This is a genomic window from Allobosea sp. (assembly GCF_035944895.1).
GTDB lineage: Bacteria > Pseudomonadota > Alphaproteobacteria > Rhizobiales > Beijerinckiaceae > Allobosea.
Window position 1 is genome coordinate 387,194 of record NZ_DASZAT010000012.1, and the last position, 14,415, is coordinate 401,608.

The window sequence follows — 14,415 nt, forward strand, 5'->3', positions numbered from 1 at the left end:
TTCCGAAAGCTGTGCCTGATGTCTGGTTCCGGGCGGTGCCCCAACGTCGGGTGTTGGCGCTTCTCGCCAAAGTGGGACAGGCTGAGCGATTGTTCTTTCCGCCTCAATCATGACCAGGCTTACGCCGCGTCATAAGAAGTGCCGTTGTGATGTCGGCAGCGATCGACACCACCGCATTGAGCGATAAACTCGCATGGCATGGTCCTGTTCGAGTCACTCCTGGTCATCATGTTCGGGGCTGTCATCCTCGCGGCAGCGTCGCGACGGATCGGCATCCCCTATCCGGTCGTGCTCGCCATTGGCGGGGCGGCTCTCGCCTTCATTCCCGATGCGCCGCGCATCACGCTGGATCCGGACCTGGTGCTGGCCCTCTTCGTCGCGCCGATCCTGCTCGACGCGGCCTTCGACAGCTCGCCGCGCGATCTGCGCCGGAACTGGCTGCCGGTATCCAGCCTGGTTTTCGTGGCTGTCGGCGTCACGACGGCCGCTGTCGCACTTGTGACCCGGTGGCTGGTGCCTGACATTCCTTGGGCCGCCGCGATCGCGCTCGGGGCGATCGTCGCGCCGCCCGACGCCGTTGCCGCCACGGCGATCCTGCGAAAGCTGCGGCCACCCCATCGCATTGTGGTGATCGTCGAAGGCGAGAGCCTTTTGAACGATGCGACCGCGCTGCTGATCTACCGCCTGGCCGTGGGGTCGGTCGCGGCCGGCAGCTTCAGTGCGGCCAGCGCATTGCCGGCCTTCGCGCTTGTCACGGTCGGCAGCATCGTTCTCGGAGCGCTTCTCGGCTGGGTCGCGGTGCGGCTGCTCGCGCTTTTTCGTGACCCGGCAAGTGCCATCATCGTGCAGTTCATCACCACCTTCGGTGTCTGGATCCTGGCAGAGCGGCTGCATCTGTCCGGGATCATCACCGTCGTCGTCTACGGCATCGTTCTCGCGCGGACGGTTCCAGCCGTGACGAGCGCGCGGTTGCGCATCCCTTCCTATGCTGTCTGGGAGACGACCGTCTTCGTACTCCAGGTTCTTGCCTTCGTGCTGGTCGGACTGCAGTTGCGCCCGATCCTCGAAGGGTTCGATGCTGGGCAACGTGTCGGTTACGCCTGGATCGCGCTTGCGGTCCTCGCAACGGTCATTCTCGTGCGGCTGACATGGGTCGCGACCTATAGGGGTCTTGCCCTCCTGCTCTCGGGCCGGCCTTCCGGCGCGAGCGAGAAGGCCGCCTCCTTCCAGAACGTCAAGGGCAGCATCGTCATCGCCTGGTGTGGCATGCGCGGCATCGTCACGCTCGCAGCCGCTTTCGCCCTTCCCGCTGATTTTCCCTATCGCGACCTGATTCTGCTCTGTGCCTTCACCGTCGTGGTCGGTACGCTGCTGGTCCAAGGGCTGACGCTGGCGCCGCTGCTGCGCTATCTCGCGATCAGCGACGATCACCCTGTCGACCGTGAGTTCGCCGTTGCGCGGAAGGCTGCGCTGGAGGCCGCGATCGGATCGCTCGAAGGTGTGCAGCCGGCGTCTGCGGCGGCGATCCGACAGGAATATCGCGACATGCTGGAGCAGACCGGACGGGCCGCACAGCTCGACACCGACCATAACGCCCTGCGGCGGACCGCACTCGCGGCCGCGCGGAAGACCGCATTCGAGCTGCGGAAGCGCGGCACCATCGGAGACGATGCCTTTCACCGGCTCGAGGAAGAGCTCGATTGGCTGGAGCTCGGCGCCGCGCCGCGGGAAGGAAGCGTATGAAGCGGCTCGATGTCGCCATTGTCGGAGCCGGAGCTGCCGGGATTGCAGCGGGCCGGTATCTCGCCGCGTCCGGCCTCGACGTGCTTCTGGTCGAGGCGACCGACAGGATCGGCGGGCGGGCGCACACCGCTTTCCACGAAGGCCTGCATTTCGACCTTGGCTGCGGCTGGCTCCATTCCGCAGATCGCAATGGCTGGGCTTCGCTCGCACCGGAGCTCGGCTTCCATCTCGACCGGACTACGCCGCCATGGGGTGTCCAGTTTCGCGATCTCGGCTTTCCCGCAGCGGACCAGCGTGCCGCACGGGCCGCCTTCGCCCGTTTCGAGCAGCGCCTGCGCGAGGCTTCTTCCGGAAGCGACCGCGCCTCCGACCTTCTGGACGGAAACGACCGCTGGACGCCCTATCTCGAGGCGCTCAGTACCTATATCAACGGCACGGAGCTGGAGCAGCTCTCGGTCCGCGACTATCTCGCCTATGCAGATGCCGAGACCGGCGTGAACTGGCGCCTGACCGAAGGCTATGGCAGCCTCATTGCCGCCGCGGCGAAGGACGTGCCGGTCGCGTTGAACACGGCGATCACCGGCATCGACGCATCGGGACATGCGTTGCGGCTGACCAGCGCGAGAGGAGAGATCGAGGCGACGCGCGTCATCGTCACGGTCCCGACCGATGTGCTTGCCTCCGGCACGATACGTTTGCCGCCTCGGGCCTCGGATCATATCGATGCCGCCGGCGCGCTCCCACTGGGCTTGGCGGACAAGATCATCTTCAAATTGCCCGATTGCGACGGCTTCGAACCGGACACGCAGGTCCTGGGCAATCCGTATGTGAAGCGAACGGCGAGTTATCATATTCGGCCGTTCGGCCGGCCGCTGATCGAAGGCTTCGTGGGCGGCGAGACCGCACGCGAATTCGAAGCCGACGGCGATGCCTTTGCGGCTTTCGCGCGCGACGAATTGGCCGGGCTGTTCGGCCACGGGATCAGGAGCCGGCTGGAGCCGATCGCGCAATCGCGCTGGGGGCGCCAGCCCTTCTCGCGAGGCTCTTACAGCCACGCGCTGCCCGGGCACGCCAAGGCGCGGGCGGTTCTCGCCGCCGACGTTGATGGCAGGCTCTTCTTTGCTGGAGAGGCCTGCTCGACGCAGGACTTTTCGACCGCACATGGTGCGTTTCAGACCGGCGTTGCTGCCGCACGAGCCATCCTGGACTCGTTGAAACTGTGATCTGGAGATCGAGTAAGCAGAACCACCTGCGAGCGGAACGAAAGGAATTTAGAGATGTCTACTTCCTGTTGAGGGTCCAGCTTCCGCTTATGGCGCGCTTCAGTCCCGCCATTCGGAGGCTCTCATGATTCCGTCGACCCGCGCATGCACCTTAGCGTAGCTGGCCCTGAGGCCTCGGAGAGGTCTCGATCCATCACGCTTACCGCGCCGCGCCGCTATCACGGCCGACCTGCCGTGTCAGGACGGAGTGAATCTGTGCGATGACGGCGGCACCTTCGCCGACGGCGGCGGCGACCCGCTTGGTCGAACCGGCCCGGACGTCTCCGACAGCAAAGATACCCGGGCAACTGGTTTCGAGCGGCAAGCGCTCGCCGTCTCCGGCGCCCTCCCCCGTGAGGACGAAGCCGGTTCCGTCGAGCGCTACACAGTCGTCGAGCCAGCGCGTGTTGGGATCGGCACCGATGAACAGGAAAAGATGGCGCGAGGAGCATTTCCGGACCGCACCGGTCCGGATGTCACGAAACGTCGCCCCGGTCAGCCCTGTCATCCGGTCGCCGTGCAATTCGGCAATATCGCTGCCCACATGCAGTTCGACATTGGGCAGCGCCGCGATCCGATCGATCAGATACCGGGACATCGTCTGCTCGAGGGGCCGGCGCACCACCAGATGCAACTGCCGGACCTGCGGCGCGAGATAGGCGACGGCCTGGCCCGCCGAGTTTCCGCCACCGACCAGGACGACGTCCTGGCCGGCACAAAGCCGCGCCTCGACCGGCGATGCCCAGTAGGAGACACCGGCCCCTTCCAGCTCCTCGATGTTAGGAATGGCGGGCTGCCGGTAGCGCGCTCCCGAAGCGATCACGATGGTGCGCGAGCGCGCAGTACCACCATTGCTGAGCTCAAGGCTGAACGGGGCTTTCGCATCCTCGCCGTGACAGCGGAGCAATCCGACGGTCAGCGGAATGGCGAGCTCAGCACCGAACTTCGCCGCCTGATTGAAGGCCCGCCCTGCGAGCGCCTGCCCGGAGATGCCAGTCGGAAAGCCGAGATAGTTTTCGATCCGGGCGGATGCGCCAGCTTGGCCGCCGAAGGCGCGGCTGTCCAGGACGAGAACGGACAGCCCCTCGGACGCGCCATAGACTGCCGTGGCGAGCCCCGCCGGCCCGGCTCCGATGACCGCCACGTCATAGACCTTGTCCGCCTCGAGATCCGGTGTGATGCCGAGACAGGAGGCGGCATCGGCATTGCTCGGGCTTCTGAGCACCGTGCCGTTCGGACAGACCATCAGCGGCAGATCGTCGGGGGCAACGCCAAGCCGTTCGACCAGTTCGCGCCCCTCTGCCTCGCAGGCGGCAATGACAGTGTGGGGGTAACCGTTGCGGGTGAGGAAACCCGACAAGCCGACGATACCCGGATCATCCCGGCGTCCGACCAGGATCGACCCTGCGCCGCCGCTCTGCCCGGCCTCGATCAGCATGACACGCCGAAGGATGAAGGCCCGCATGATCATCTCGCCGACATCGGCCGATCCAATGACGAGCGCACGCAGATGCGACGCATCGAAGGGTATCGCGATCGCGCCGGCCTCACCCGCCACGACCGACATCAGGGCCGGGCGCCCCGAAAGCTGGTTGGTCTCGCCGGTGAATTGGCCGGGACCGTAGGTCGTGACCAGCGATGAGTGACCGGCCGCGCTGCGCCGGATCGCATCGGCCGACCCCTCGAGGATCAGCCAGGACGGGGCGTCGCGGGTGCCGGTGTCATAAAGGACGTCGCGAGAGCCGAAACGGTGCGGCTCCCCGCTCGCGAAGCGGCGCGCCGTCGCAACTTGAAGGGCGGACAGTCTCGGAAAAACCTGTTCTCGCCGAGCATCGCCGATTGCCATGGGGTGACCTCCGCGTTGGACTGCGAGACTTCTCTTACGCGACACGATCCGACCAGATGAGGAGCCTGATCGCAATCACGCGGGCGCGAGCTGGGGCGCCTTCGGCAGCGTCAGCGTGAAGACTAGAAGGCCCAGGAGCGTCAGCCCGAAACCCGCCCATACCGCAGAGAGCAGGCCATAGCCGGCCGCGATCGTCGCGCTGCCGGCCCAGGCACCGATGGCGTTGGCGACGTTGAGCGCCGCAAGGTTCATGGCGCCCATCAGCGTGGGCGCTTCGGGCGCGAGGCTGGTCAGGCGGACCTGGATCGTCGGGATGGCGACCATCATGGTCATGCCGACGCCGAACAAAGTCGGCATCAGGATCCAGACGTGGCCACCGGCGGCGGCCAGCACCGCCAGCACGAACAGGGCGCTGCCGAACCCGATGATCAATCCCCGGGCAGGATGGCTGTCGGCCAACTTTCCGCCGATCAGATTGCCAGCGGTCATGCCGACCCCGAACAGCGCCAGCGCAAGCGGAATCCAGGCTTGGTCGAGCGCCGCCGTATCGGTGACGAAGGGGCCGATAAAAGTGTACACGGCGAAGATGCTGGCTACGCCGAGCGCTGCAACGAGCATCATGGCCCAGACGGCAGGCTTGCGCAGCGAGGCAAGCTCCTGCACCACCGGCCCACCATGAAGCGCCTCGGTGCGAGGCACCCAGGCCCACAAGGCCAGCAAGGCCAGCGCGGCAACCCCGGCAACGCTGAAATAGGTGTTCCGCCATCCCACTGTCTGGCCGAGGAAGGTTGCCAGCGGCGAGCCGATGATCGTCGCGACCGTCAGCCCGGTCATGACCAGCGCGAAGGCCTTTCCGCCGTGGCCGGGGCCGACGACATAGGACGCAACCACGGCGCCGGCGCCGAAATAGGCCCCTTGCGGCAGGCCGCTGACGAAGCGCGCCAGGGCGAACATGCTAAGATCCGTGGCGAGCGCTGACAGGACGTTGCCGAGGATGAACAGCGCCATCAAGCAAAGCAGAAGCGTGCGCCGGTTCAGCCGTGCCGACGCCAGAGTCAGCAGTGGCGCACCGATCACCACGCCAAGGGCATAGGCCGCGATCGCATTCGTCGCCGTGGGGATGTCGATGCCGAGGCCAGCCGAGAACAGCTGAAGGATTCCCATGCTCGCAAACTCGGACGTCCCGATGCAGAAACTGCCGAGCGCCAGGGCAAATAGCGTGAGCCCGCGCTTGCGCCGCTGCGCTTCATCCGTGCAATGCACCGTCACCGCGGCACATTGGCCGCGATAGGCCTTGTCCAGCATCAGTGCCTCCATACGCAATGGCTGCGTGGATCGTGCCGATCCATGCCGAGCAATCCGCGGAATCGGCCTGCCGGCGATCGGACCTGCGCGCCTCAGCCTGGACAGGGCTGCCCGGCCGCTCCCCACCGAGCCATGTCCTTGACGTGATCCTCGAAGGTCCCCGGCGGTGTCGCGCGGCCGGCGCCGGGCTCCCACGCCCTGGGGATGAATCCGCTGAGCGCTGCGTCGTGCCTCAAATGCTCAAGGAGGCCGACTGCGTTGCGGCCGCCATTCCGCTTGGGATCCTTGAGCTGGGCACAGATCTCAGCGCCACTCTTGCCGAACCAGATGAATTCGACCGGTGCGAGCTGCCAGTCGATGCCGGCCTGCAAGGGCGCCGGTGCGGGGGGATTGGGCAATGTCGAGGTGACATGGCAGGTCGAGCACGGAACCGTTTCCGCTCCGATGCGGCTTTTTCCGCCGTGGATGTTCATGCCGTGTACGCGGGATTTGCTTTCACCGGCCGGCGTCCAGATCGGCACGGCCTTCGCATCGACATGGCAATTGGCGCAGCGCGGGTGCGTCACCACGGCCTCAATTCTTGTCCAGGCCTGCAGCCCATCGGCACGGCTGACGCTGCCCGGCGGCAAGGCGTCCTTCGACTCCTCCTTGGCCAGGACAAAACCCGTCAGGGCGACGATTGATGAGCTAGCAAAGGTGAGCGCGATCAGGGTTGTCCTTCTCATGGCCGCCCTCACACGAAATCGATGAACTTGTTGAAAGGCATTTCTCGGATGCGTTTGCCCGTCGCGGCGAAGATGGCATTGGCCAGTGCTGGCGCCGCAGGTGGTACGGGTGGCTCCCCGATGCCCCTGACCGTGTAATCGTTCTCCAGGCCGCGCACCTCGATCGCCGGGCATTGATGCATGCGCATGGCTTCGTGATGGTTGTAGTTCGTCTGCTGCACGGCCCCCTTGGCATAGGTGAGTTCGCAGTTCATGGCGTGGCCAAGGCCCCAGACGACGCCACCCTGGACGAGATTCTCGAAGTTGACGGGATCCACAACCTTGCCGACATCGGCCGCCACCCAGACCTTGTCGATCTTGATGCCGGCGTCGGTCATCGTCACTTCGACGATCTCGGCGACGGCCGTTCCAAACGCCTCGACGAACGCGACGCCACGGCCTTTTCCCTTTCCCAGGGGGCCCTTCCAGTCCGCCATCTCGCCAACGGTTTCCAGGAGTTTCCGGTAGATCGGAATCCTGCACATCTCGATGCGCGCCTTCAGCGGGTCGAGCCCCGCGGCGTGAATCAACTCGTCGATGAAGCTTTCGGTGAAGAATCCATTGGCGGACGCACCTACGGCCCGCCAGGTCGTGCACGGTGACAATCCTTGCACTTCGAAGCTTGTCGCTCGGTAATTGGGAATGTCGTAGTAAACATTCCAGATTCCGACGCCCAACTGACCATCGGGGTCCTTCGAGGGCGACCCCATCCGTGCAAGGAGCTCCTTGAAAGGCGCATTTGCAGCCACCTGCACATCGGCCGCAATGATCTTTCCGTCCTTGACGCTTCCCCGATACCTGCCCATCGCGATCTGTCGGGGAATGTCCTGCAGGAAATCCTCTTCCCGCGAGAAGATGAGTTTCACCGGTGTGCCGCGCATCTGGTTCGCGATCTCGGCGAGTACTCTGACATTCTCGAATTCGAGGCGATGCCCGAAGCTCCCGCCCATCCACTCGTTATGAAAGGTCACCTGTTCCGGCTTCATGCCGATCGCCGCGGCCGCGATTTGCTGAACGGATTGCGGCGTTTGATGTCCGACCCAGATTTCCATTCCCTTGTCGGTGACGATGCCGATGCCGTTGAGCGGCTCCAGCGGCTGATGCCCGACATAGGGGGCGCGATACTCCGCCTCCAGGAGCGTCCCTTCTTTCAATCCGGCGTCGATATTGCCGTCGTTGCGCCATTCCTTGGCGAGGAATTGGGGAGTGAAGGACGAGGCCACGGTTTTCCAGTGGTCGGCCTGCTCGGCCGGATACTTGCTCGGCTCCCAGACGCAGTCGACACGCTCGGCCGCCTGCATCGCGTACCAGCTGTTCGTCGCGATCACTGCAATGCCGTTCGATAGCTTGAGGATCTTCTGGACCCCGGGCATCGCCTGGGCTTTGCTCGCCTCGTAGGACTTGATCGGCTGACCCTTGTTGGGATTCAGCCTGACGGCCGCGTAGACGATGCCGTCCATCCTCCGATCGATACCGAACTTCATCTCGCCGGTAACTTTTGAGCGGATGTCGAGGCGCTCCATCGGCTTGCCGAGAATTCGCCATTGCGATGGGTCGCGGAGCTTGGCGACCGAAACCGGCGTGATCTTTGCCGCATCGGCCGAAAGGGCGACGTAGGGAATTTTCGTCCCGTTCGGCAAGATCACGTGTCCGGCTTCGGTTCGCAGATCGGCAACCGGGATACCGCTGCGCTTGGTTGCAGCGGCCTTGAGCGTTTCCCTTGCAACCGCGCCGGCCATGCGCAGCTTCTCATAGGTATCGGGAATCGTGCTGGAACCGCCGGTCATCTGCAGGCCGGCCTTTCTCAGCCATTCCAGCGCGGCCGCGCGAGCCTTCTCGGCTTCGGGGCTTTGGTCCGGCGCCATGAACGGCGCGAGTTCATGGGCAAAGCCGGTGTTGAAATAGGCGGGGCTCGGTCCGGCAAAACGAATCTCGAACTGACCCGGCTCTAGGTCCAACTCCTCGGCGATCATCAGGGGTTGGATCGAGCCGACGCCTTGGCCTTTGTCGGCATGCTGGGCGATCAGCGTGATCTTGTCCGGACTGATCTCAACCCAGGGATTGAATGCAACCGCGTTCGGACCAAGGTCCGCCGTCAGCGGATTCATCGCGGCAGCGGAAGCAGCGGCCGGCTGCGCCTGAGCGTACTGCCCGAAAGCCACACCGCCAGCGACAGCGACGGAACCGAAAACGAAACTGCGCCGCGAAAGATCTGGCATCGCGCCCATGTCAGTTCCCTCCCATCTTCGCGGCGGCCGCATGGATCGCAACACGAATGCGCTCGTAGGTCCCGCATCGGCAGAGGTTCCCCGACATGACCTGGTTGATGTCCTCGTCGGTCGGCTTCGGAATCGCTTTGAGGAGCGAAATCGCCTGGATGATCTGGCCGGTCTGGCAGTAACCGCATTGCGGCACCTGATGCTCGATCCAGGCTTCCTGGACCGGGTGCAGCTTGCCGTTGCCGACCGCTTCAATGGTGGTGATCGCCTTGCCGGCGACATCAGCCATACGCGCCTGGCATGAGCGGACGGCTGCTCCGTTGATCTGCACCGTACAGGCGCCGCACTGGGCGATGCCGCAGCCATATTTGGGGCTGGTGATGCCAAGTTCATCGCGCAGGACCCAGAGCAAAGGCATCTCCGGGACGACATTTACTTGGTGCTTAATCCCATTGACGGTGAGTTCGAACATGACAATGCTTTCCCTCAGCAGGCGTTACAGTTCGTCGCCACGACCATGGCCTTCTACGTGCTCGTGCTCTGGCTGATGGCCGCGGCCGCCGCTTCGGCGACGGCAATGTCCTGATCGACCGACCCCGCGCTGGTGCCGACCGCGCCGATGATCTGGTCGTCGATCTTCACCGGCAGGCCACCGCCAAAGATCACGACATTGCCGCCATTGCTCCGCTCGATCCCGAACAGCGGCGCCCCGGGTTGAGCCAACTCGGCGAGATAATCCGTAGTCTTGTCGAACATGCGCGCCGTCTTCGCTTTGCCGATCGCGAGATCAATGCTTCCCGCGAGCGCGCCGTCCTGGCGTGTGAAGGCGATGAGGGCGCCACCGGCATCCACCACCGCAATATTGTAGGGAATCCCAAGGCCAGTTGCCTTGGCCTCGCCGGCTTCGAGCATCTGCTTTGCATCGGCCAGCGTCAGTGTATCGAGCGTGCGAGGCATGGTCCCCTATCTCTCGATTGGCTGGGACCAGAGCTAGCATCGATGTGCCGGCGGCACTGGTTAAAAGGCGTAAAATTCAAAACTGGCGTGCGGCCTGCTGCCCGGTTTCGTGGACACCGAGAGCAGGTGTTTCATGAAGCCGGAGGCGGCGCAGCACAGCTGCTCACCGTCCGAAACGGCCTTTGCAGAGACGGCTGGCAGCAGGCTCGATCTCGACCGCCGTTCCGTACGCGATGGAATGCCTTCGAACGGCTCTGACCCTCCTGATTTTACGCCGTTTAACCTCCGTGATCCCGTCCTGCGTGCTAGCCCAGAGATGAATTCGCAAGATGATCGATCCGGTGGCGCAGCCAAAAGCTTGAGGAGGCAGAAATGGGCAACTCGCGGCAGGTGGCATCCTTGGCAGTCAGCTTGGCAGCGCTCTTGGCCAGCTCGGTCATGGCCGTGGCGCAGGTGGCGGCAAAGTCAGTCGTTCTTGTACATGGCGCCTTCGCCGACGGATCATCCTGGCACAAGGTCATTCCCGAGCTCGAAAGAGCCGAGCTGAAGGTCATTGCGGTCCAGAACGCCCTGCAATCGCTTGAAAACGACGTGGCGACGACGCGGCGCGCGATCCGCGATGCCGAAGGGCCGGTCGTGCTGGTCGGGCATTCCTATGGCGGGATCGTGATTACGGAAGCCGGCAACGATCCGAAGGTGAAATCGCTCGTCTATGTCGCCGCCTACGCCCCAGACAATGGCGAAGCTCAAAGTAACATCGCGTCTCGCTACCCGCAGCTGGAAAGTCGTGCGGAGTACATTCGGGATGAGGAGGGCTTCCTGAGAATCAGCGATGTCGGGATCGCCAAGTATTTCGCCGCGGATCTGCCCCCTGCCGAACAGAGGCTGGTGGCTGCCGTGCAAGGCAGGCTTCATTCGCGAGCTCTCGCGACGCCGGTCGTGCGCGCGGCCTGGCGGGACAAGCCGACCTTCATGGCGGTGGCGGTGAAGGATGCGATCATCCCGCCGCAGCTTCAGAAGGATCAGGTCGAGCGCTCGCGGGCGACGTCAATCGAAGTGCCGTCTAGCCACGTCGCCATGTTGTCGTTCCCTGAAAAGATCTCGGAGCTGATCATCAGGGCGGCCAAGTGAGCTTTGGGGACATCAAGATAGTCAAAGCAACGCGAGGCAGTAGCGAGAGCGCCTCAGGCAAGTTGAGGGAGAGGGCTGATGGAAAACCATGGGCAGATTTCGGGGGGGCTCGATCGCCGGGATGCTCTGAAAACCGCCGGTGCGATGCTGGCGGCGTCGGTCACCGGAATGGCGGCGCCGGCCGCGGCGCAGGGGTCGCAGGCAGCATCAGTCAAATCCAACGAACTGCCGATTGGTCAGCGGCTGAAAGGTATTCAACACTTCGGCCTCACGGTCCAGAACATGGAGCGCGCCTTCACCTTCTACACAGAGGTGCTAGGCGGAACCGAGGTGATGCGTGATGGCGATTTCCAGGGCGAACGGATTCACAATACGCTGCTGACCGGCCAGGAGATCGAAGCTCGCGCACGCGGCGTTAACCCACGCACGATGGGCATTCCCGACCTTCGCGGCGGTGCGCAGCGGCTCGACGTGCGCTTCATCCAATTCGACAATGTCGTGGTCGAGCTCCTGCAATATCGCGATGCCCACCAGCCTATGGGCGGGCCGCAGGCATTTGCCGAGCCGCTCGATCACATGAGCCCGGCATTTCCGCGGATGATGCATATCTGCTTCCACATCCGCGATGACGTCGATTTCAACCAATTCATCGCCGACCTCGAGGCGGAGTCCGGCCGGCGCGGCATGACGAACGTCCGCGCGAACCGCGTCGTGACCGTGGCGACAGAAGCCGAGCGGCGCGCCGCCCCGCTTGATGCCAATTCCAACGGGATCACCGAGGGCAAATCGGACGGGTGGCGCTTGATCTATTGCATCGGCTCGGAAGGCGAGCAGCTCGAGTTCGTGCAAGCGCTGGGGCCGGTCAAGCGGACTTTCGACGCCGCGCTCGAAGCGCGGCGCAAGATGGTGTCTGCATCGCGTTGAACAGAGCCATGGCGGAGTTCACAGCTGCTGCGCCTCCACTCCACAGCGGCGCGCGCAACCGGCTCCCCTCGCGAGGCGCGAGCGCGACCTGCGAGCCGTAAAGCCAAGACCGGAGGAGATCAGCAATGCCCCGCAAGTTCCTGTTTCTCTCGATGCTGGCAGCATTGATAGGGGCCGCGCTCCCCGTTGGTGCGATCGCCCGAGATGCTCATGGGGTGCGCTATGCCGACATTCCTGCCGACGCTTATGCGGTCGTGGCCCAGGTTCGCGCCAAGCCAGGCAAGGAAGATGCGCTGCGCGCAATCACCCTTCCTCTGGTAGCGCAGGTACGCGCCGAGCCGAACAACCTGCTCTACTTCCTCCAGGAGAGCCGCGAGGCCCCCGGGCATTTCATCTTCACCGAGATTTTCGCCAGCCAGGCCGATTTCGAGGCACATAATCGAACCCCTCACGTCCAGTCCTGGTTCGCGCGCCTGCCGGAACTCGCCGATGGCGGAGTCACCGTGATCCGCATGGGCATCCTCGGGAATACGGAGCGCTGACCAGAGCGCGACTTGAAGACCACTTAGTCGACCACGGGAGAGACTGAGATGAAGATCCTGATGGTTCTCACCTCGCACGACCAGCTGGGCGATACGGGCAAGAAGACCGGCTTCTGGCTCGAGGAATTGGCGGCGCCCTATTTCATCTTCCGTGAGGCTGGCGTCGACATCACGCTCGCCTCGCCGAAGGGCGGACAGCCGCCGCTCGATCCCAAGAGCAACGAGCCAGCCTTCCAGACGCAGGATACGCGTCGCTTCGAAAGCGACGCAAACGCGACACGAGCGCTCGCGAGCACTGTGAGGCTCGGCGACATCGACCAGGCCGACTACGACAGCGTGTTCTTCCCCGGAGGTCACGGCCCGCTCTGGGACCTCACGAACGACCGGGATGTGCATGCGCTGCTCGAAGGCATGCTCGCCGCGAACAAGCCAGTCGCTCTGGTCTGCCATGCGCCGGGCATTCTCACCCGAGTGAAGGCGCCGAATGGCGAGCCGGTCGCGAAGGGCCGGTCGGTCACGGGCTTCACGAACGCAGAGGAAGCGGCGGTCGATCTGGTCGAGGTCGTTCCTTACCTGCTCGAGGACGAACTGAAGTCGCAGGGTGCCAACTTCCTGGCAGCTGTCGATTTCGGCGTGCACGTGATCCAGGACGGCCAGCTCATCACCGGGCAAAATCCGCCTTCGTCACGTGCGACTGCGCGAGCCTTGCTCGATGCCCTCACGCGCAGAAGGGAGGCGTGACGTGGAATCGCCTCCCGGCCCTCCAGTCGCCCGGCTGCCATCCCCGACATGGCCATCGCGGCGTGACACGCTTGTCGGCTCATCCGCATCGATCTTCTCAATCGCGTTTCCTGCGATCTCGCGCGGAGCCGCGCCAACGGAGCATCCAGTCATGACGACATTCCAGACCCGTGACGGAGTGACGATCTACTTCAAGGACTGGGGACCGAAGAACGGTCCGGCAGTCGTGCTCTGCCATGGCTGGCCCCTCAACGCGGATAGCTGGGATCCCCAGGCTTTCCACCTTGCGAATAGCGGCTATCGGGTCATCGCCCATGATCGGCGCGGTCACGGCCGCTCGAGCCAGCCATGGGACGGCAATGACATGGATCATTACGCCGATGATCTCGCGCAACTTGTCAGCCATTTGGGACTGCGCAACGCCGCCATCGTCGGCTTTTCCGCCGGTGGCGGAGAAGTCGCCCGCTTCGTCGGCCGGCACGGCACAAGCAATGTCGCGAAGCTCGTCCTGATCTCGGCGGTCACCCCTTTCCTGCTGAAAACCGAGACCAACCCTGCCGGCGCGCCCATCGATGTCTTCGATGGCATGCGAGCCGAGCAGATCGCCGACCGCGCACAATTCTATCTGAATCTCGCGAAGGGACCATTTTACGGGTTCAATCGCCCTGGTGCGACCATCTCACAGGGGCAGGTCGATCTGTGGTGGCAGCAAGGCATGACGGCCGGGCTGAAGAACGCCTACGACTGTGTCGGCGCCTTTTCCGAAGACTTCCGGGGCGACGTCAAGAAATTTGACCGGCCGACGCTGGTCATCCATGGCGGTGATGACCAGATCGTACCGATCGACCTTTCCGCGCGCGTCGTCGCCCGCATGCTGCCCTCCGCTGTGCTGAAAATTTACGAAGGTGCTCCGCACGGGCTGACTTTCACGCATCGCGAGCAGCTCAATACGGACCTGCTCAACTTCTTGAGAAGCTGACG

The 14,415-nt window shown here is 64.0% G+C and carries 13 protein-coding genes; 7 read left to right on the top strand and 6 right to left on the bottom strand.

What is annotated here, in order from left to right; translation table 11 throughout:
• Window positions 1–198: 198 nt before the first annotated feature.
• Complete coding sequence (locus VGV58_RS23980; RefSeq protein WP_326876563.1) at window positions 199–1,743, top strand: cation:proton antiporter; 1,545 nt, start codon at window positions 199–201, stop codon at window positions 1,741–1,743.
• Window positions 1,740–2,966: a flavin monoamine oxidase family protein gene (locus VGV58_RS23985; RefSeq protein ID WP_326876564.1), complete on the top strand. Its 1,227-nt coding sequence runs from the start codon at window positions 1,740–1,742 to the stop codon at window positions 2,964–2,966. Before VGV58_RS23980 ends, VGV58_RS23985 begins: the two co-directional genes overlap by 4 nt.
• A gap of 199 nt (window positions 2,967–3,165) precedes the next feature.
• Here the strand turns inward: VGV58_RS23985 and VGV58_RS23990 are convergent, their stop codons facing one another.
• The 6 genes from VGV58_RS23990 to VGV58_RS24015 form a co-directional block, all read right to left on the bottom strand.
• Entirely contained in the window at window positions 3,166–4,851 is a 1,686-nt protein-coding gene (locus tag VGV58_RS23990; protein ID WP_326876565.1) for an FAD-dependent oxidoreductase, read from the bottom strand.
• A gap of 75 nt (window positions 4,852–4,926) precedes the next feature.
• Window positions 4,927–6,156 (bottom strand): MFS transporter, encoded by a 1,230-nt coding sequence (locus VGV58_RS23995; RefSeq protein ID WP_326876792.1) that lies wholly within the window; start codon window positions 6,154–6,156, stop codon window positions 4,927–4,929.
• A gap of 92 nt (window positions 6,157–6,248) precedes the next feature.
• The gene (locus tag VGV58_RS24000) at window positions 6,249–6,893 is read right to left on the bottom strand and encodes a hypothetical protein (RefSeq protein WP_326876566.1); all 645 of its coding nucleotides are present in this window, start codon (window positions 6,891–6,893) and stop codon (window positions 6,249–6,251) included.
• Complete coding sequence (locus VGV58_RS24005; protein WP_326876567.1) at window positions 6,890–9,148, bottom strand: xanthine dehydrogenase family protein molybdopterin-binding subunit; 2,259 nt, start codon at window positions 9,146–9,148, stop codon at window positions 6,890–6,892. The genes VGV58_RS24000 and VGV58_RS24005 overlap by 4 nt, the downstream gene beginning before the upstream one ends.
• Before the next feature lies 1 nt (window position 9,149).
• A complete protein-coding gene (locus VGV58_RS24010) occupies window positions 9,150–9,611 on the bottom strand; it encodes a (2Fe-2S)-binding protein (protein ID WP_326876568.1) in 462 nt (153 codons plus the stop codon).
• A gap of 53 nt (window positions 9,612–9,664) precedes the next feature.
• A complete protein-coding gene (locus VGV58_RS24015; RefSeq protein ID WP_326876569.1) occupies window positions 9,665–10,096 on the bottom strand; it encodes a GlcG/HbpS family heme-binding protein in 432 nt (143 codons plus the stop codon).
• A gap of 372 nt (window positions 10,097–10,468) precedes the next feature.
• On the opposite strand from VGV58_RS24015, the gene VGV58_RS24020 reads away from it, so the two are divergent.
• The 5 genes from VGV58_RS24020 (at window position 10,469) to VGV58_RS24040 (ending at window position 14,413) form a co-directional block, all read left to right on the top strand.
• On the top strand, window positions 10,469–11,227 hold the full coding sequence (locus VGV58_RS24020; protein ID WP_326876570.1) for an alpha/beta fold hydrolase: 759 nt from the start codon (window positions 10,469–10,471) through the stop codon (window positions 11,225–11,227).
• A 78-nt stretch (window positions 11,228–11,305) separates the two neighbouring features.
• A complete protein-coding gene (locus VGV58_RS24025; RefSeq protein ID WP_326876571.1) occupies window positions 11,306–12,151 on the top strand; it encodes a VOC family protein in 846 nt (281 codons plus the stop codon).
• 125 nt (window positions 12,152–12,276) lie between these two features.
• Complete coding sequence (locus VGV58_RS24030) at window positions 12,277–12,693, top strand: putative quinol monooxygenase (protein ID WP_326876572.1); 417 nt, start codon at window positions 12,277–12,279, stop codon at window positions 12,691–12,693.
• Between the two features lie 48 nt (window positions 12,694–12,741).
• A complete protein-coding gene (locus tag VGV58_RS24035) occupies window positions 12,742–13,434 on the top strand; it encodes a type 1 glutamine amidotransferase domain-containing protein (RefSeq protein ID WP_326876573.1) in 693 nt (230 codons plus the stop codon).
• Window positions 13,435–13,585: 151 nt separating this feature from the next.
• A complete protein-coding gene (locus VGV58_RS24040) occupies window positions 13,586–14,413 on the top strand; it encodes an alpha/beta fold hydrolase (protein ID WP_326876574.1) in 828 nt (275 codons plus the stop codon).
• Window positions 14,414–14,415 lie beyond the last annotated feature (2 nt).